The 18,687-nt window shown below is 32.7% G+C and carries 16 protein-coding genes; 5 read left to right on the forward strand and 11 right to left on the reverse strand.

What is annotated here, in order from left to right; all coding sequences use genetic code 11:
• Positions 1-62 precede the first annotated feature (62 nt).
• The 9 genes from ACNQGX_RS06575 to ACNQGX_RS06615 all read right to left on the reverse strand — a co-directional run bounded on the left by ACNQGX_RS06575 (position 63) and on the right by ACNQGX_RS06615 (position 8,422).
• Positions 63-611 carry a hypothetical protein gene (locus ACNQGX_RS06575; protein WP_417975134.1) on the reverse strand — a complete coding sequence of 183 codons (549 nt, stop codon included), beginning with the start codon at positions 609-611 and terminating at the stop codon, positions 63-65.
• A gap of 182 nt (positions 612-793) precedes the next feature.
• Positions 794-1,276, reverse strand: a complete 483-nt coding sequence (locus ACNQGX_RS06580) for a hypothetical protein (protein ID WP_417975135.1) — start codon at positions 1,274-1,276, stop codon at positions 794-796.
• A 445-nt stretch (positions 1,277-1,721) separates the two neighbouring features.
• Complete coding sequence (locus ACNQGX_RS06585; protein WP_417975136.1) at positions 1,722-3,542, reverse strand: BamA/TamA family outer membrane protein; 1,821 nt, start codon at positions 3,540-3,542, stop codon at positions 1,722-1,724.
• 102 nt (positions 3,543-3,644) lie between these two features.
• The gene (locus ACNQGX_RS06590) at positions 3,645-4,856 is read right to left on the reverse strand and encodes an AI-2E family transporter (RefSeq protein ID WP_417975137.1); all 1,212 of its coding nucleotides are present in this window, start codon (positions 4,854-4,856) and stop codon (positions 3,645-3,647) included.
• A gap of 192 nt (positions 4,857-5,048) precedes the next feature.
• The gene (locus ACNQGX_RS06595) at positions 5,049-5,579 is read right to left on the reverse strand and encodes a mechanosensitive ion channel domain-containing protein (RefSeq protein WP_417975276.1); all 531 of its coding nucleotides are present in this window, start codon (positions 5,577-5,579) and stop codon (positions 5,049-5,051) included.
• A 13-nt stretch (positions 5,580-5,592) separates the two neighbouring features.
• Positions 5,593-6,177 carry a Maf-like protein gene (locus ACNQGX_RS06600; protein WP_417975138.1) on the reverse strand — a complete coding sequence of 195 codons (585 nt, stop codon included), beginning with the start codon at positions 6,175-6,177 and terminating at the stop codon, positions 5,593-5,595.
• Positions 6,170-7,093 (reverse strand): geranylgeranylglycerol-phosphate geranylgeranyltransferase, encoded by a 924-nt coding sequence (locus tag ACNQGX_RS06605; RefSeq protein WP_417975139.1) that lies wholly within the window; start codon positions 7,091-7,093, stop codon positions 6,170-6,172. Before ACNQGX_RS06605 ends, ACNQGX_RS06600 begins: the two co-directional genes overlap by 8 nt.
• Before the next feature lie 44 nt (positions 7,094-7,137).
• Positions 7,138-7,665 (reverse strand): KdsC family phosphatase, encoded by a 528-nt coding sequence (locus tag ACNQGX_RS06610; RefSeq protein ID WP_291247944.1) that lies wholly within the window; start codon positions 7,663-7,665, stop codon positions 7,138-7,140.
• The gene (locus ACNQGX_RS06615) at positions 7,649-8,422 is read right to left on the reverse strand and encodes a Rossmann-like and DUF2520 domain-containing protein (protein WP_417975140.1); all 774 of its coding nucleotides are present in this window, start codon (positions 8,420-8,422) and stop codon (positions 7,649-7,651) included. Before ACNQGX_RS06615 ends, ACNQGX_RS06610 begins: the two co-directional genes overlap by 17 nt.
• Before the next feature lie 199 nt (positions 8,423-8,621).
• On the opposite strand from ACNQGX_RS06615, the gene ACNQGX_RS06620 reads away from it, so the two are divergent.
• Positions 8,622-11,828 (forward strand): cytochrome c biogenesis protein CcsA, encoded by a 3,207-nt coding sequence (locus tag ACNQGX_RS06620; RefSeq protein WP_417975141.1) that lies wholly within the window; start codon positions 8,622-8,624, stop codon positions 11,826-11,828.
• A 286-nt stretch (positions 11,829-12,114) separates the two neighbouring features.
• On the opposite strand, the gene ACNQGX_RS06625 is transcribed toward ACNQGX_RS06620, so the two are convergent.
• Both ACNQGX_RS06625 and ACNQGX_RS06630 read right to left on the reverse strand, forming a co-directional pair.
• Entirely contained in the window at positions 12,115-12,900 is a 786-nt protein-coding gene (locus tag ACNQGX_RS06625) for an anti-sigma factor (protein ID WP_417975142.1), read from the reverse strand.
• Positions 12,900-13,430 carry an RNA polymerase sigma factor gene (locus ACNQGX_RS06630; protein WP_417975143.1) on the reverse strand — a complete coding sequence of 177 codons (531 nt, stop codon included), beginning with the start codon at positions 13,428-13,430 and terminating at the stop codon, positions 12,900-12,902. Before ACNQGX_RS06630 ends, ACNQGX_RS06625 begins: the two co-directional genes overlap by 1 nt.
• 230 nt (positions 13,431-13,660) lie before the next feature.
• Here ACNQGX_RS06630 and ACNQGX_RS06635 point away from each other — a divergent pair, with 230 nt between their 5' ends.
• The 4 genes from ACNQGX_RS06635 (at position 13,661) to ACNQGX_RS06650 (ending at position 18,572) form a co-directional block, all read left to right on the forward strand.
• Entirely contained in the window at positions 13,661-14,314 is a 654-nt protein-coding gene (locus ACNQGX_RS06635) for a DUF4331 family protein (RefSeq protein WP_417975144.1), read from the forward strand.
• A 100-nt stretch (positions 14,315-14,414) separates the two neighbouring features.
• Positions 14,415-14,969: a DUF4331 family protein gene (locus tag ACNQGX_RS06640; protein ID WP_417975145.1), complete on the forward strand. Its 555-nt coding sequence runs from the start codon at positions 14,415-14,417 to the stop codon at positions 14,967-14,969.
• A 90-nt stretch (positions 14,970-15,059) separates the two neighbouring features.
• A complete protein-coding gene (locus ACNQGX_RS06645) occupies positions 15,060-16,355 on the forward strand; it encodes a tetratricopeptide repeat protein (RefSeq protein WP_417975146.1) in 1,296 nt (431 codons plus the stop codon).
• Positions 16,356-16,358: 3 nt separating this feature from the next.
• Positions 16,359-18,572, forward strand: coding sequence for a TonB-dependent receptor (locus ACNQGX_RS06650; RefSeq protein WP_417975147.1), 2,214 nt, complete (start codon positions 16,359-16,361; stop codon positions 18,570-18,572).
• Positions 18,573-18,687: the final 115 nt, after the last annotated feature.

The raw sequence follows: 18,687 nt of genomic DNA on the forward strand, positions 1-18,687 counted from the left end.
GTTATATAAAAAAAGAGAGAGAACCAATTTTGGTTCTCTCTCACTTTTAAATAAACGTTTAATTAATCTCTATCACGTCCGTTTCCACGTCCGTTTCCGTTCCCATGTCCGTTCCCATGTCCATTTCCATTATTTCGATTATCATGTTTTCTATATTCTCTGTGGTTATCATTATCATATCTTCTATGATCGTCATTCCCTCTTTGTTTTACATATACTCTACGGTTATTGTTATAGCCTATATTTCTTTGTTCTCTCCCATGATATCCTCTGTAATATTTTACTTTATGATTATTAAAGTGGCTATACGGTCTTGAACCATGATAATCATTTAATACTACTTTGTATCCATCATATAGATCATAGTTTCTATATTGATTTGGTAGGTATCTTGAACGTATCCATCTTCCACCTCCAAAATAAATGAATTGAGTGGCTCTTACATCGTAATACGCTTCAACATCTGGCAAATAATAATATTCAGCTTCTGCATATCCTACAGGTCCCCAAGATGGAGCCGTACCTATGTTTACACTTACTGAGACTTGTGCATGTATTGAACTTGATGCTAAAAGGATAATTCCTACGGCGAGTAATTTTAATGTTCTCATTTTTTCAAATATTTAATTAGTAATAGCTTTTTATAATAACTCTTTATTACGGTGCTTTTTTCATTAAGCCAACAACTGTGCCAAAACAAAAAAAAATACCATTTAATTATGACTTTGTGCTTTAAAAAAAAGAGAGTCCCAATTTTTTTGGAACTCTCTTTTTAAATTATATGAAATCAGTATTAATTTTTCCCATTTCCATGGCCATTATTTCCTTTTCCTCCTTTATTCCCATTTCCTTTATCCCCTTTATTTTTATATACTTTGTTGTTATGACTACGATTGGAACCTATTGATTTTTGAGGTTTACCTTTGTATCCTTTGTAATATTTTACTTTATGTGTATTAAAGTTACTGTATGGTCTTGAACCATGATAATCGGTTAATACTACTTTGTAACCATTATATAAATTATAGTTTCGGTATTGATACGGCAAGTTTCTTGAACGAATCCATTTTCCTCCACCAAAATAAATAAACTGAGTAGCTCTTATATCATAATACGCTTGAACATCCGGTAAATAATAATAATCTACAGCTGAGTAACCAACTGGACCCCATGCTGGAGGACTACCTATATTTACATTTACTGAAACTTGTGCTTGCATCGTATTACTGGATACTAAAAGTATAATTCCTGCGATGATTAATTTTAATGTTTTCATTTTTAAAAATTTTAATTAGTAATCAATTTATAGTAACTTTTCAATTACTATTTCATTTTATAATAAAGCCAACAATTGTGCCAATAGAAACTCATTAACATTTAATTGGGTTCCGTAAGATTTCATAAAAAAAGAAGCGATGATTCATTTCCTTTTTCTACAGCTATAAATTTATTTGCAATAAAAGTTAAGACGATTAAGCAAAACTTAATGACAATACCATCATCATTAAGTAAAAGGTGATTTTTTCATCTCTTTATATAGGTTTTTGGTTATTAATTTCTGTTCTATAAAAGTAAGCAATATTACTTAATGGAATCTTATATAATTATAATATTAAATTATATAATTTACACTCTTGGAATATTAAGAGTGTTTTAATGTTTTTAAAATCAGATTTTAAAATTGACTTGTACAAAATTACGGCAGCTAAATGGACCTTTTGTTATTTGAAAATTACGGTACGTGGCTTGGCTAATTCAAAATCCTGAAAACCAAAATCAGTAGTTTCAAAAGCGTTCGTTTTGAAAATATTTTCACCATTACCCGGTATCGATGGATAATAGGAAAGTGAAATTTGGAAAGAACTAAATACTAAAAAATCATTGTTTATTATTAATCCAATACCAATTTTAGAATATGCTTTATTTTCCAGTAATCCTTTTTTGGGATTTCCCAGCATCGCAACTGAATAGTTTAAATAGGGGTTTAATCGAAATCCCCAAAGATCCCATGGGGCATAGGTTTGAGTTTGTAAAGTCAGTATTGCTTTTTCGGTTCCATAGTCAGCACTGTTAAATCCCTGAATACCGTAGTTTTCATTAATATTAAGTTGATCGCCAATAATATTCACATGATTGGAACCAATAATTAATTGAGGTTTAATAAACTGCCGCAATTTCCATTTTCCAAGACTTATTAAATTAGTAAAATAATTAGCCTGAAAAGAAAAAGCATTCTGTTTCGTATTCGATTTTTCAAAAAAAGTACCCAACTCAAAATTAGCACTTAGAAATCCCCATTTATAATAATTCCCAAAGGCTGCCCGAGCTCCTAAATAGTAACGACCGAGATTGTTTTTATATTGATAGCCCGAAGTTATTCCAAATATTTTTCCAATAGGAACATCTTCAATAATTCCATTTTTGAAAATATAGCTGTCTTGAACGAACTTGCGGGAAGTGATACCAATACCTAAAAGCGAAAATTTTTCATTGGAATAAAAAGCATTAGGATCGTAATCAATTAGTGGACTATCCAGGTATTTTACATTCAAAAACCGACCAGCAACTACTAAATTTGTTGTTCTGTCATTCTCCGTATTGTTTTTGAAAATCCTAAAAGCACGGCCAAACCATGCATCTTGCGAATTGTATTTAAAATTTTGGAAAGCAAATGTTGCATTACTATCAGGAAGCGTATCTTTTCTAAACTGTTTGTCAAAATAGATTCCACCAGCCCATTTAGTAAAAGGCGAATAAAATAGGCGTTCGATGTTTATACTTTTACCATAATAATCATCTAAATCGATATGATAATTCACGGTGGTTTTAATGAATGTATTCTTGAAGTTGGGAATGATGTACCCTACGCGATAAGCATTTTTGCCATCGCTGAATCTGTTTGTGAATTCAGTACTAAATTCATGGCCTGAACCCAAAATATTACGATCATTTAGTTCAAAATTGACTTTTGAACTTGAAATAGACCCTTTTGGAATAATACTCCAGGTATCTAAAACCCGAATGTAAACGTCTACTGAATCCTTATTATTACTAATCAATTGCGGGGTTACATCAACCCGACTGATATATCTTTGAGTTCTTATTAAACGTTCCGATTCTTTTACTAATAAGGAATCTAAGGGTTTATTTTTTTTTATAAGTAAGAAATTCCTAATTGCTAGCCTATTCGTTTTAATGTGAATTCTGTTTCCGGTTCGCTCAGCCCAGTTTTTAGGTTGTTTTGTAGTATCAATTTCAGAATAGCCAAATGGATCTAATGTAACAATATTGATGTTCCTGATAATTTTTCCTTCAAAGTTTTTGAATTTTTTTGGTACTACTTTTTCCTTATTGTTTCTTGCAATAACAGGTCTGAAAACTAATTTATGAAAGAGTTTGGTGAATTTATTTTTTTTGGAATAGGTTTGAATTTGCTTATACACTACTGAAGAATCTTTTTCCTTTTTGTCTACTTGAGCAAAAGAAATCTGATAGCAGCAGCAGATCAAAATAGTTAGAATCAGTTTTTGTTTTTTAAACATGATAAAAAAATTAATTTTAAACATTGTTAACGAAACAAAAGAAAAAATCTTTTAAGTACTGGTTCGAATTAACAAAATTCAGAATTTGAATATTCGAATTTACTATTTTAGAAACGATTCATTGGTTTTATTAGCGTCTTTTTCTGTTGTAGTTTCAGTAAATACCGGAACTATAATATCTGTTTTAATGATAGTTTTTTTTGGTGTAGATTCAGAATCAAACAGCGGTAATTTAATATTACGCCAGGTATACGTTTTTGGTAAATGATCACCCATCAAGTATCCCCAAGGCTCTAAGGATTCTATCCTGTCAAAAATTACTTTAAGCACAGCCAGAACTGGAAGTGCTAAAAACATACCGGAAACTCCTGCAATTGAGCCACCGATAATAATTCCAATAATCGATACAAACGCATTTATCTCTACTTTAGAACTTACAATCATAGGAACTAAAATGTTATTATCAATTAACTGAACAATTATGGTAATAATAATTATCCCAACTATTATGGATAAATCCGGTGAACCTGTAAGCGAAGCCACAATACTCAGCACTCCGGCAAAAAGTATTCCTATGTAAGGAATTAGATTTAAAATCCCTGTAATTATGCCTAGCAAAATAGCATACTTAACACCAATAAGCATGAATCCGAGCGTAGTCATTACCGAAACTAAAATCATTTCTATAATTAATCCAACAATGTAACTGTTGATGGCTACTCTTATATTTGTTAAAATATTTTTTAACTGTTCATGATTCTCTTTCTTGAAAAGTTTAGATAAAAACAACATGAAATGTGTTCTGTACAGTAGTATTAAAAAAGTATAAATGGGTATTAAAGTCAAATTGACTAAGGTATCCGTAAATGACATTATAGTCGTACCAATCATTTCTTTTCCTTTTTCCATGGAATCTTCGGTGGCAGTATCCAAATATTGTTTTTGTTCCCTAGAACTTAAATGAAAATGATCTTTGATAAACCCTTGAAAATTTCTAATATGAATATTTATATTTCTTTCAATTTTATCAAAATCATTGGCAATGTCACTAATCTGAAAGGAGAGGAATACAAAAAGAGCAATAAAAGCGAATACAAAAAGGAGTACTGAAATCATTACTGCCAATACATGCGGGAAATGGAGTTTTGATTTTAAAAACTGAACGATAGGATACAATAATATTGCAAATAAAAACGACATCATTATGGGAACCAATATATCCTGACCAATATAAAAAATAAAAAGAAGAGCCATCAATCCCAATAAAATCAGGGTTAATTTAGCATAAAATGGAAGTTTTAAGATCTCATTCATATTCTCTTACTTTTTTAAATAACGAATTTATTATTCAATTATGAATCGCATTGTTTCTAATTGACAAATATGAAGTATTAAAGAAAGTAAAGTATTATATATTTCTCATTAATAGTTGTAAAATTATCACTTTTAATCAATTGATTTGCAAAATAGAATGAAATTGGTAATTTATTTTTTATAAAATTACAATTAATCCATGAATTCTCTATCCTCAAAATGGTCTTTTAGTATTGAAATCCCTTTTTGCAAAAGCAGGTTGTTTGGATAAATAATTTTTTCTCCATCAATGGTTTTTAAGTAGACATGAAAAGCACCAATATCCTCAATCTCTGCTTCAATGGGAAAATCTTTATCATGGATTTTTATGACATCCCCAATTTTAAACGGAAAAGAAAAAAACAAAATAACACCGGATGTAATGTTACTCAAAATAGACCATTGGGCAAACATAGCAACACCCACAACGGTTGTAACAGAGGTAAGTCCAATAAAAATGTCTTTGGTCTCAACTCCCCAAATTATGATTAAGGCAATAATTACTAAAATATTGATAAATAAGTGAATGTATTTAATCACTAAATTGGATCTATGCTCAAGGGTTTGGTTTGATTTTGCGTAGCGTCGTACCAGTTTTGTTGAAATAATACGGAATAAAATCAGCAAAATTCCCAGAATTCCTGTCGCAATTAGTTCTTTTGTATATTCTTGAAAAAAGGCCATATTCATAATTTAATTACGCTAATTTACTCAAATATTCATACACTTTATCCGTAGGCATTCCCATCACATTCGCATACGAACCTTCAATTTTTGAAACACCTATAAAACCGATCCATTCCTGAATACCATAAGCGCCGGCTTTATCGTAAGGTTTGTAGTTTTCTAAATAATAACGAATCGATTCGTCGCTTAATTCGTTGAACGTAACTTTGGTCACTTCGTGCAATACATCCGCTTTTTCATTGGTTTTAAAACAAACAGAAGTTATTACTTCATGCGTTGCATTTGATAATGATTTCAAGATTTCAAAAGCATCTTGCTCATCTTTTGGTTTACCCAAAGCGGTATTGTTATGCCAAACGATGGTGTCGCTGGTAACCAGAATTTCATTCGGTTTTAATTCTCCTTCAAAAGCGCTGGCTTTCAATTCGGCCAAATAATTAGTGATTTCCTCCGCTTTCAATTCCGGAGGGTAAACTTCTTCAATTTCTTTTAAACGAATTTCAAAATCCAGGTCTAAATCCTTGAAAAATTGCTGGCGTCTCGGTGAACCCGAAGCCAGAATTAAAGTGTATTTTTTTAATTTATTTTTAAGCATTGTATTTGATATTTAAACTTATAACAATAACGGACAGAATTCCAAATAGCAGAATCCATTTTAACAGCAGACTCAGCGTATGGAACTCTTTTTTAGATTTTGCAGTCCAAATTTTTACGGTGAAATAAAATAATGGTCCCACAACAAAAAGCAATAAATATACAGTTGTAAATACTAACTCTAGTAGGTATTTATTGATGTAATAAAGCATAAAAAGAATAGGAATAAAGCTCAATCCAAAAACTATTTTTGTGGTTCTCGATTTGCCTATTGCAATTGGTAATGTATTCATTCCTTGGTTATAATCACCATCAACATCTTCTATATCTTTAATTATTTCCCTCATGAAATTAAGAAAGAAAGTAAATAGGGCGTAATCTAAAAGGATTGAAAAAAGAACTCCCATTTGTTGTTGATTTCCTTCATGAATCGTTGGGAATAAATCAAAAATCCCAATGATAATCACACTAAAAGAAAGCAACAATGCCACAATAATATTACCAATAACCACCATTTGTTTCAGGCTTGTTGCATACAAATAAAGCGTGGCTGCAATCAGAATAAAAATAGAGGCAAAGCCAGGTTTTACTATAACATTTGAAAGATAAAAGCCAATAGCCACACCAGCAACAGTAAGCCCAATGTATAAATTATAGGCATTAGTTTCAGAAATGGTTTTGCCTACAATTACGTTGTTAGGTTTGTTGATAATATCCGTATTTTGATCAAAAATATTATTGATAACATACCCTCCCGCAGCAATTAAAATAGTTGATAAAACCAATAACCCATATTGCCAATCGGCTAATGCCAAAGGAATATTCTGAAATTTAAAAAAAACATACCTGAAAATAAGCTGCATAAAAGCAAGCATCAGTAGGTTCTGGTATCGGATTAGTTTTAAAAATGGAAACATTTATGTCATTTAAAATTTATAATTTAACATTTAAAAAATAATAACTAATCGTGTTTCCCATCAAAATGAGCCATCCATTTTCCTTGTGCTTTCATCACTTGTTCAATAACATCTCGTGCAGCTCCTTTTCCTCCGTTTTTATGTGAAATATATCTGGAAATAGCTTTAATTTCAGGGCTTGCATCCTGTGGACAAGCCGGTAATCCCACTAATTTCATCACGTGATAATCTGGAATATCATCACCCATGTACAAAACATGCTCTGGATTTATTTGGTAAACATCAGTATATTCATCAAATGTTTCTACTTTGTTTGGTGTGCCCAAATGGATATCTGTAATGCCCAGATTTCGTAATCTAACGCGAACACCTTCGTTGCTTCCTCCCGAAATAATACAAACATTATAACCGCTTTCTACCGCAGCTTTCATGGCGTAACCATCACGAATATTCATGGTGCGAAGAATTTCTCCTTCATTGGTTACAAAAACGGAACTGTCAGTAAGTACGCCGTCTACGTCAAATATAAACGTAGTAATATCATTCATTATTTCTTTATAACTTTTTGCCATTCTCTTGTATTGATTGTGTTAGTGTTTTATAAATTTTAAGGTGATTTTCATTGGATAAAAATGCCTCATGTGCTTCGATAGTTGCAGTGTCATTGCGTTTAGCCGGCCCGGTTTGAGCTTCTGACGGCGAAAGTAACATTATTTTTTGAGCTGTTTCTGTAATTAAAGGATTTAAAATTTCAAAAGGAACCTGATGCTCCTGACAAATTTCCTGACCTATTTGGTACAAATGATTGGTGAAATTATTGACAAAAACCGCTGCAACATGCAATGCTTTTCTCTGTTCGGAGTTGATAGCGAATATTTTATCAGAAATTGATTTGGCCACTTTATCCAATAATTGATAATCCGTTGCATTTTCGCTTTCTAAACAGATTGGAATTGTTCTGAAATCAACCGCCTTGTTTTTGGTAAAAGTCTGTAAAGGATAGAAAACTCCTTTTCGATTATTGTCATCCAAAGCATTCAAAGGAACACTGCCGGAGGTATGGACCACCAAGCGATTTTTGAAAGGAAGCTTCGAGGAAATGGCAGCAATAGCATCATCGGAAACGGCAATAATATACAAGTCAGCTTCAACTAAAGCATCCAAATCATTTGTAATATGACTTAAATCGAGTAGGTGAGAGACGCTTGCTGTTTGTCTTGAAAAAACTTGAACCAATTCGATTTCTGCTCCCAGATTTTGAGAATTTTGAAATGCCGCAATCAGATGTTGCGCTACATTTCCGGAACCAATAATAATAACTTTAGTCATGTGACAAAATTAGCAAAAAAATATTAAGAGTTTTATTCAATTTTCGATTGGGTAACAAACTGTAACTCTAATTAAAATATACTTTTATCCCAGAAAACAAAGTCACTTAATTTTGGATTAAATTAACAAATGCGCGGATATAGAAGTCAACAATTTTAAGTACTTTTGTGGCACTTTTACAAAACATAATCCCATAAAAATGGATAAAAAAATATTTTCTTTTTTGTTTTCTACTCGATTAATGGCCCTTTTATTTATTTCTTATGCCGTTGCAATGGCTACCGGAACTTTTATCGAAAGCAAGTACAATACCGACACAGCAAAAATTTTAATTTATAATGCCTGGTGGTTTGAGGCCATACATGTGTTTTTCATGATTAATTTCATTGGAAACATCAAGCGTTATCAGTTATTAAAAAAAGAAAAATGGGCTACTTTATTACTCCATTTATCTTTTATCATCATTATTGCTGGTGCTTTTGTAACACGTTACATCAGTTATGAAGGGATGATGCCCATTCGCGAAGGCGCTACTGAAAATCAAGTTTTTTCAGATAAAACGTTCCTGACTGTTTTTGCAGATGGTGAATATAAAGGAGAAATGAAACGCAGGGTTTTTGAAAAAAAAGTATTGCTTTCTCCAGCTACCAACAATGATTTCAGTATTTCAGGTAAGTTTGCGGATACACCATTTGAAGTAAACTATGAAAATTTTATCATGGGAGCTAAAGAATTCATTAAACCCGATCCTAAAGGAACTGTGTATTTGAAATTAGTGGAAGCCGGAGACGGTGGACGAGAAGAACACTTTTTGAAAGACGGTGAAGTTCAAAATATTCATAATGTATTATTTGCTTTAAATAAATATACTGACGGAGCCATAAACATCAATACAACAGGAAGTAGTTACACCATTCAAACGCCTTTTGAAGGAGCATTTATGCGAATGGCAGATAAATTTCAAGGGAAAGTAATCAAAGATAACAGTCAGCCATTGATGATGCGTTCGTTATATACCATTGGCGAAATGCGATTTGTATTTCCTGACCCTGCGGTAAAAGGTGGTATTGATTATGAATCTCAGAATGATTTTAAAGCAAAGAACCATGAAGATGCATTATCGATAAAAATCACTGCCGACGGCCAAGAAAAAACGGTTACTGTTCTAGGTTCCAAAGGTAAATTAGGCGATTCTAAAACAGTGAAAATAGGCAAAATCGATTATACTTTTTTCTACGGAAGTAAAGCGTATGTATTGCCTTTCAAGATAAAATTGAATGATTTTATTGCGCAGAAATATCCGGGAACAGAGAAAAGTTATTCTTCATTTGAGAGTAAAGTTACTGTTCAAGACAAAGAACCTTTTGATGCCAGAATATATATGAATAATGTGTTGGATTATGATGGATATCGCTTTTTTCAATCGGGTTTCGATCCTGATGAAAAGGGAACTATATTATCTGTAAACCACGATTTCTGGGGAACCGGAATTACCTATATTGGCTATTTTATGCTGTATTTTGCAATGATAGCGATTATGTTTACTAAATATTCCCGTTTTGCGGATGTAAAAAGAAAATTGGAAGTTGTAAAAATGAAGAAAGCGAAGCTCTTGACGATTTTGATTTTGTTGTTCAGTTTCAATAGTTACGCCCAAGAGCAAGAACACAATCATGCAGATCATGAAGGACATGCTCATACTGAAGCCGAAGCAGCGCCTGCAACACATGCAAATCACACTAAAAAAGTATTGAGTCAAGACGAACTAAATACTTTGATTACTAAATATAAAGTTCCGGAAGTGCATGCTGCAAAATTTGGAAGATTAGTTATTCAGGATGCTGGTGGAAGAATGAAACCTATCAATACGTTTTCTTCTGAATTGTTGCGAAAAGTAAGTCATGATGATTCTTATAACGGAATGAATTCTGATCAGGTATTTTTGTCCATGACACAATACGCAAGTTATTGGATTGAAATTCCAATAATCTATATCAAACCGGAAAACGATAGTATCCGAAAAATTATTGGTATCGATAAAAAAGCAAAATACGCTCCTTTTGTCGCTTTTTTTGATGAAAAAGGGAATTACAAGCTTTCAAAGTATTTAGAAGAATCATTCAAATCAGCGAATCCGAATAGTTTTGAAAAAGGTTTTATCGAAACTGACAAAAAAGTAAATCTGATGGAATCTGCGCTAAGCGGACGAATATTGAAAATTTTCCCAATTCCGGAGGATAAAAATAATAAGTGGATTTCTTATTTAGAATTGAATGAATCAGGCTTGAAAGGAATGGAAGCTACCTATACTAAAAATGTATTGCCATTGTATTTTGGTTCTTTGGCTAATGCTTCCGTTTCCAATGATTACAAAACAGCCGATGAATTACTGGAAAGCATGAATGGTTTCCAAAAAAGATTTGGCAGCAAAGTGAGACCAAGCGAAGAAAAAATCACGACCGAAATATTGTATAATACATATGATGTTTTCATGAAACTTCCTTATTGGTATATTTTAGCGGCGATTTTGATGTTGTTTTTTACGATTTTGCAAATCTTCAAAGAGCGTAAAGTATTAGCTATAGCAGTAAATACAATGCATATTATTATAGGATTATTATTTGTATTGCATACTGCGGGCTTAATTGCCCGTTGGTATATTTCCGGTCACGCACCTTGGAGTAATGCGTATGAATCGATTATATATATAGCTTGGGCAACCATGTTTTTTGGTTTAGCATTTGATATAAAATCAAAATTGACTGTTGCTTCATCAGCCTTTGTAACCGCAATGATTCTTTGGGCTGCTTATCAAAACTGGATTGATCCGGAAATTGCGAATTTGCAACCCGTTCTGAACTCCTATTGGTTGATGATTCACGTTGCGGTAATTGTGGCGAGTTATGGGCCTTTTGCATTAGGAATGATTTTGGGAGCTGTTTCGCTGTTACTGATTTTGTTTACCAATGAAAAAAACAAAACCAAAATGGATTTGAATATTAAGGAAATCACGTATATCAATGAAATGGCATTGACAGTAGGTTTGATTATGCTTACTATTGGAAATTTCCTTGGTGGACAATGGGCCAATGAAAGTTGGGGGCGTTATTGGGGTTGGGATCCAAAAGAGACTTGGGCTTTAATTAGTATTATGGTGTATGCTTTTGTAATTCATGCTCGATTTGTACCTTCTTTACGTGGAAAATGGATTTTTAATTTGATGAGTATGTTTGCTTTTATATCTATTTTGTTTACGTATTATGGTGTGAATTTTCACTTGGTAGGATTGCATTCCTACGCAAGCGGAGAAGCCCATTCCTTAAACTGGATTTGGTATTCATTAGGAGCAATAGCTTTATTTGGAGCTGTTTCGTATCCAAAATACAAGAAGTATTACAAGAAATAAAATTGGTTATTTTCATAAAAAAAAGGTTCAACTGCAAAGTTGAACCTTTTTTAGTAGGATAGAAAAAGATATTATTTAACCCGTTGGGTGTAATTCCAAAAAACATTTCTTTTTACCACATAGAAACATAGAAATAAAACTTATAATTAAAGAAATAATAGAAATAGTACTATTTTTCGCATAGTTTTACTATGTGAAAAGTAAAACATCTATCAAACTCTTTTTAAATACTATAATTTCTATGTTTCTATCTGGCAAAAATCAATTACACCCAACCGGATAGTATTTACACTTTTCCTAACGTATATAATTGTTCCATTGTAGGAGTCAAACTTCCACCGGCAGGTTCTAATGTAATTCCAAAAGCTTCTGCTTCATTAGCATTATTGACTGCAAATAATTTTTGTTCATTCCCTTCAAAGTTTTCCAATAATCCAATGCTTGTTGGAGTCAACGGACTTAATTTCAATGCCCAAACCTGATATACCATTCCTTTAGGTGGTTCCGGCAAACCGGCAGCATCAATATAAACTACTTTAGTTTCTTGATTCCAGTACACTTTTGCAAAAGATTCTGGAGCAACTGCTTGCCCTCCTAGAGCAACAACAGTGTTTTTAGTATCTCTTACAACCGCTAAATTGGTTTCGTTTGTTGTGTTTTTTAATTTTAAGGCGTTAAATTCTTTTTCTAATTTGGCTTTCTCAATTTCAGTATTGACTACTTGTGTATTGGTTTGATCCAATTGATTGTATTGGTATCCAATTCCGACTAATAATAGTATTGCAGCTGCCCAACCAATGTATTGAGACCAATTTTTAGAGGACTCTAATTCAATTACCGCTGCATGTTTAAGTTCTAGTTTTTCTTTTATTTTTTCGAAATTAGCCACAGAATGAAACGGCGAAAAGCTGGAAGATAAAGCAACAATCGCTTTTTCAATAGCTATAATTTCGTCGTTAATTTCCGAATTGTTTTTTGCCATGATGTTTACCGCTTCATTTTCAGGTTCACTGAGTAAACCGTAAACATAGAGTTCTAGGATGCCTGATTCTATATATTCTTTTGTTTCCATTATACTTTCAAATAATTTCTTAAGTCATTAATACAATTTCTATTTTGTGTTTTTACCGTTCCCAAAGGAATCTCCAATTCATCCGAAGCTTCCTGTTGGGTGTAACCTTTAAAAAACAGTAAATCGATTATTTGAATACATTTCGGTTTTAGTCTTTTTACAAACTCTTGCAATCCGATAGTATCCATTTTGTCGGCAAGTTTAGAACTGTCTTCAAAATAATTTACGAAATTATCGGAGGAAAGGTTTTTTTGACTGTTGTTAAAGTTTTTAGAACGCAGCTTATCAATAGAAGTATTTCTGGCAATGTTCAGAATCCAAGTATAGAATCTTCCTTTACTTTCATGGTAGGAATCTATGTTTTTCCAGATTTTTACAAATACATCCTGAAGCACGTCTTCTGCTTCTTCTCTATTTTTTACAAGAACATTAATAACCGAAAATAAACTTTTGGAATACATATCATATAGATGTGTAAATGCCCTTTCGTCTTTCTTATAAATTAATACTAATAACTCTTCTTGACTCATATACTTATATTTTACTATTACAAACTTATACATTCTTATTTACAAATGATTGATTTTATGATTGTCAACATAAAAAAACAATTAAAAGTAAAATAGTTGTGGTTTTTTTAAACGTTTAAAATATTGATTATCAGTAATTTGAAAAATAAATTAATTTTTTATTATGATTTTTAAAACCAAAACAAATACAATCCCGTAAATGCTTTTATAACCTTTTAACTTATAACAAAATGAAAAAAACAAAAATGATTTTAGGTCTATCGCTAGTGGCGATTTCGGGCTTAATATTAGTAGCTGCGGATCACATCGATGCTCCGGCAACAATGTCTGGCGACGCAGGTGATATTACTGATGTGTACGCTTTTCAAGGACAAAACACTAACAATTTAGTATTTGCTGTAAATACACAAGGATTGTTAAGTCCTAATGCTACAGGTGCTGCTACATTTAAAGAAAATGTGATGGTCGAAATCAATATTGATAACACAGGCGACAATGTTGAAGACTTAGTGATTCAAGCAATCAAGAGAGGTGACAAGATGTATTTCTTTGGACCGGTTGCTCCAGGAACTACAGGAACATCAAGTACGGTTAAAACTGCTGCTGCTTCAGGAAGTGTTGCAATATCTTCTTATGGTGCTACTGCTTTAACTGCTGAACAAAACGGAATGAAATTTTTCGCAGGACCAAGAGACGATCCTTTCTTCTTTGATTTAGGTCAATTTAAAGCAATTCTTGGCGGAACAGCTTCAGGATTTAATAATCCCGGTACAGACACTTTTGCAGGAACGAATGTAATGGCAATAGTAGTAGAAGTTCCAAAAGCAATGTTAGGTTCGTCAAGTACCGTAAATGTTTGGGCTGAAACTAAGAAAAAACAATAATTAATTTTATTTAAAAAAGTAAAAACATGAAATCGAGATTCACGACTCGACCTTTTGCGAACAGGCGAAGCAATTCCAAAAAAACTTAAATATAAACATCATGAGTAAAATAAATAAATTCAAAATTATAACAATCGCACTAGTAGCTGCAGTTGTTTCAGTAAATTGTGATAATGACGATTCATACGGTGGTTCTGGGGTAAGCCTTGATTTTACAGGAACTTATGTTCAGCAAGATCAAATGGCAAGACCGGCAATCAACACTGTATTCATCGCTGCAGGAGCACCAAAAGATGAGTTCAATGCTGCAATTCCTTCGGCAATGGGAGCTAAATACCAATCTATTTTTCAATCTAGGTTATTGGCTCTAAACCCAGCTTTTACAACAAATGCCTTAGGACAAACTGCTGTTCAGTTTACGGGTCTTTTGGCTACAGATGTATTAAATGTTGATAAAACTAAAAAAACAACATTCTTTGACGGAACTAATATCTTGACAGGTAGAGCTTTGGCTGACGATGTAATAGATGTGGAATTATTATTGATTTTTGGAGGATCAGCGGGTACTTCAAATCCTACTCTTACAAAGGATAATGTGAATGCAAATGATAAAGCATTTGGAACAACTTTCCCTTACTTAGCTTCAGCTTGGTAGTATTTTTATAAAAAAAGACAGAGTGTAGGTAATAATCTTCGCTCTGTTTTTTTACAAAACAAACAAACAAACAAACAAAACAATTAGAGTATGAAAACTTTAAAAACAATATCATTTTTAGTTTTCACAACCCTATTCCTATTCGGTTGCGAGACTAAATCAGAACAAATTACAAATACGGAAGACTACAATAAATATTTGACTTTAAAAGACAATAAATCAGTGACTTTTGCCCATAAAGAAATTGACTTTTGGCAGAAAAAATTCGATGCTGCTCCAAATCAAATTAGTTATTTAAGTCAATTAGCATCAAATTATAACATGCTTTTCGAATATACAGGCGATATTAAAAACCTATATAAAACAGAAGAATTATTGACAAAATCAAACGAAGCTTATGATTATTGCAGAGTTTCTACTGTTCGATCTTTGGCAAGAAATTATATTTCACAACACCGTTTCAAAGAAGCATTAGTGTTAGCTAATAAAGCATTAGCAATAGGCGAAGGAAAAAAAGAAACTCAAAAATTACTTTTCGACGTTCAAATGGAATTGGGAAATTATCCTGAAGCGGTTAAAAATTTGAATGCGATAAGAGACATGAATAGTTTTGATTATTTGATTCGCTTGGCAAAATGGAATGATTACAAAGGCGACTTGACTACTGCTATAGTTTTCATGGAAAAAGCCAGAGATATTGCTGAAAAAGAAGACAATAAAGCACTTAAAATTTGGTCTTACTCTAATCTAGGAGATTTTTATGGTCATGCCGGAAGAATTCAGGAATCGTATGACAGTTTTCTAAAAACAGTAGCATTAGACCCTAATTATTCCTATGCTTTAAAAGGAATTGCTTGGATTGTTTTCTCTAAAGAAAAAAATACAAAGGAGGCAAATAGAATTATTGACGCTATAGCCATAACGCATAATACGCCTGATTTTTATTTATTGAAATCTCAAATTGCTCAATTTGAAGGAAATAAAAGGGAGGAAATAAAAAACAGAAACGCTTATTTTTCTATGATGAAAAATAATAATTATGGCGCGATGTACAACAAATACAATGCTTTGATTTATGCCGACGACAAAAAAACGGCTTCAAAAGCATTAGAAATTGCCAAAATTGAAGTAGAGCACAGACCTACTGCTGATTCCTATGATTTATTGGCTTGGGCGTACCTAAATGTAGGTGAAAATAAAAAAGCATTAGAAATTGTTCAGAATCATGTGGTTGGAAAATCCTTTGAACCGAAGGTACAATACCACTTGGCAATGATTTACAAATCGAATAATTTAGCGCTCAAAACGAAACCTATTAAGGAAGAATTACTGTCTAGTTTGTATGAATTGGGACCCAATTTTGACAAAAAGGTAAACCAATTGTAGCGTATGAAAAATATTATTCTAGTGATGATTACCCTTTTTGGGTTGTCTTCCTATGGCCAAATCCAAAAAGGAAAAGTGTTGGATAGTGATGGAAATCCTGTTGAAAACGCCTATTTAGTGAATGTAAATTCTGAAAGTCATGCCCATACGAATGAATTCGGATTGTTTAGTTTGGATAAAACGGTTTTGGGAGATGTTATTAAAATTACGGCGCTAGGATATAAAAAGTCAAATTTCACCATTGTTACTTCGGATGATACAATTATCATGGAAGATGATATTTTTAGATTAAATGAGATCGTAATCCAACCGAAACTTTCGGCTATGAATGTAATTTTGAAGATAGATTTACAAACGACTCCAGTGAATTCTTCGCAGGAAATTCTACGAAAAGTACCGGGATTATTCATCGGACAACATGCCGGTGGCGGAAAAGCGGAGCAAATATTCTTGAGAGGTTTTGATATTGATCACGGAACAGATATTGCCATTTCAGTAGACGGAATGCCAGTAAATATGGTTTCTCATGCGCATGGTCAGGGGTATGCCGATTTGCATTTTGTAATTCCGGAAACGGTGGAAAAAATAGATTTTGGAAAAGGAACGTATTATGCCAACAAAGGGGATTTTGCAACGGCAGGATATGTTGCTTTTCAAACTAAAGATAAAATAGAAAAAAGTAGTATTGGTCTCGAAATAGGACAATTCAATACGATGAGAACGGTAGGATTGTTTAATCTTTTGGGCAACCAAAAAACACAAAGCGCCTATATTGCCACAGAATATATTCTAACAGATGGTCCTTTTGATTCCCCCCAAAATTTTAATCGAATCAATCTGTTAGGTAAATATTCGGCTATTTTGAATGATAACAGTAAGTTTTCAATCTTGGCTTCTCGCTTTTCCAGCAAATGGGATGCTTCGGGTCAAATTCCGCAAAGACTGATTGACAATGGAACGATTTCAAGATTTGGTTCTGTTGATGATACCGAAGGAGGAAATACGTCCCGAACGAACTTTAATGCGAGTTTGAGCAAACCAATTGATGAAAATACATTTTTAAAAGCGAATGCTTTTTATTCGAATTATCAATTTGAATTGTATTCTAATTTTACGTTCTTTCTGGATGATCCAATAAACGGAGACCAGATTAAACAGAAAGAAAACCGAGATGTTTACGGAATAAATGCTGAATTGAACAAGAAAATGAAAATAAATAATACCGATGTTTTGTTGCAATTTGGTGGAGGTTTTCGTGCTGATGCCACAAAAGATACCGAGCTTTCTCATACTTTGAACAGAAGAACGGTTTTAGAAAATATAAAATTAGGAGATATTGATGAGTCTAATTTATTCTCATATTTGAATTCAGAATTCAATTTTGGAAAACTGATGATTAATCCGGCCATTCGATTGGATTATTTCAAATTCAATTATCAAGATAAGTTGACTGAGAATTACAAAACACAATCGGAATCCAAAGTTAAGTTTTCTCCAAAACTGAATTTCATTTATTCGCAGAATAACAATTTGCAGTTTTTTATAAAATCAGGAATGGGTTTTCATTCGAATGATGCCCGAGTGGTGGTTCAAAACAGTAGAAAACAAATTTTACCAACCGCTATCGGAACCGATGTTGGTACTATTTGGAAACCATTTCCAAAATTAATTGTGAATTCAGCTTTATGGTATTTATTTTTGGAGCAAGAATTTGTTTACGTGGGAGATGCCGGAATCATTGAGCCAAGCGGAAAATCAAAACGTATGGGAGCAGAGCTTGGATTGCGTTACCAACTGAATGACTGGTTGTATTTTGATGCGGATGCAAATTATACCTATGCCAGAAGTATTGATGAACCAAAAGGGCAGGATTACATTCCGTTAGCACCTGATTTTACCACTACTGGAGGTTTAAGTTTCCAAAAAGGGAATGGTTTCTCAGGAGGAATCCGATATCGTTATTTAAAAAATCGTCCGGCAAATGAAGATAATTCCATTGTTGCCAAAGGCTATTTTATTTCGGATTTAAATGTTAATTACCAATATAAGAACATCAATTTCGGAATAGCAGTCGAGAATATTTTTGATACCGAATGGAATGAAACACAGTTTGCAACAGAATCCAAATTGCAAAATGAGCCTGAAAGTGTAGAGGAAATTCATTTTACTCCAGGAACACCTTTTTTTATGAAAGGCAAAATTACCTATACTTTTTAATACGCATTGAAGATTTGTTGTTTATTTGTTTGGAAGTCTGGCATTTTCATAATGTCAGGCTTCTTTGTTTTTTAACGTGTGTTTAACCAAAATAAATTTCCAGAAGACAATTTAT

Source organism: Flavobacterium glycogeni, assembly GCF_048286775.1.
Lineage (GTDB): Bacteria > Bacteroidota > Bacteroidia > Flavobacteriales > Flavobacteriaceae > Flavobacterium.

Excerpts from the sequence above, each read along its gene's own strand:
- ACNQGX_RS06625 (WP_417975142.1), bottom strand. The coding sequence starts at position 12,900 with ATGGAAACAAAAGAATATATAGAATCAGGCATCCTAGAACTCTATGTT.
- ACNQGX_RS06605 (WP_417975139.1), bottom strand. The coding sequence starts at position 7,093 with ATGTTTCCATTTTTAAAACTAATCCGATACCAGAACCTACTGATGCTT.
- ACNQGX_RS06575 (WP_417975134.1), bottom strand. The coding sequence starts at position 611 with ATGAGAACATTAAAATTACTCGCCGTAGGAATTATCCTTTTAGCATCA.
- ACNQGX_RS06585 (WP_417975136.1), bottom strand. The coding sequence starts at position 3,542 with ATGTTTAAAAAACAAAAACTGATTCTAACTATTTTGATCTGCTGCTGC.
- ACNQGX_RS06600 (WP_417975138.1), bottom strand. The coding sequence starts at position 6,177 with ATGCTTAAAAATAAATTAAAAAAATACACTTTAATTCTGGCTTCGGGT.
- ACNQGX_RS06650 (WP_417975147.1), top strand. The coding sequence starts at position 16,359 with ATGAAAAATATTATTCTAGTGATGATTACCCTTTTTGGGTTGTCTTCC.
- ACNQGX_RS06590 (WP_417975137.1), bottom strand. The coding sequence starts at position 4,856 with ATGAATGAGATCTTAAAACTTCCATTTTATGCTAAATTAACCCTGATT.
- ACNQGX_RS06645 (WP_417975146.1), top strand. The coding sequence starts at position 15,060 with ATGAAAACTTTAAAAACAATATCATTTTTAGTTTTCACAACCCTATTC.
- ACNQGX_RS06580 (WP_417975135.1), bottom strand. The coding sequence starts at position 1,276 with ATGAAAACATTAAAATTAATCATCGCAGGAATTATACTTTTAGTATCC.
- ACNQGX_RS06620 (WP_417975141.1), top strand. The coding sequence starts at position 8,622 with ATGGATAAAAAAATATTTTCTTTTTTGTTTTCTACTCGATTAATGGCC.
- ACNQGX_RS06630 (WP_417975143.1), bottom strand. The coding sequence starts at position 13,430 with ATGAGTCAAGAAGAGTTATTAGTATTAATTTATAAGAAAGACGAAAGG.
- ACNQGX_RS06615 (WP_417975140.1), bottom strand. The coding sequence starts at position 8,422 with ATGACTAAAGTTATTATTATTGGTTCCGGAAATGTAGCGCAACATCTG.
- ACNQGX_RS06595 (WP_417975276.1), bottom strand. The coding sequence starts at position 5,579 with ATGGCCTTTTTTCAAGAATATACAAAAGAACTAATTGCGACAGGAATT.
- ACNQGX_RS06635 (WP_417975144.1), top strand. The coding sequence starts at position 13,661 with ATGAAAAAAACAAAAATGATTTTAGGTCTATCGCTAGTGGCGATTTCG.
- ACNQGX_RS06640 (WP_417975145.1), top strand. The coding sequence starts at position 14,415 with ATGAGTAAAATAAATAAATTCAAAATTATAACAATCGCACTAGTAGCT.
- ACNQGX_RS06610 (WP_291247944.1), bottom strand. The coding sequence starts at position 7,665 with ATGGCAAAAAGTTATAAAGAAATAATGAATGATATTACTACGTTTATA.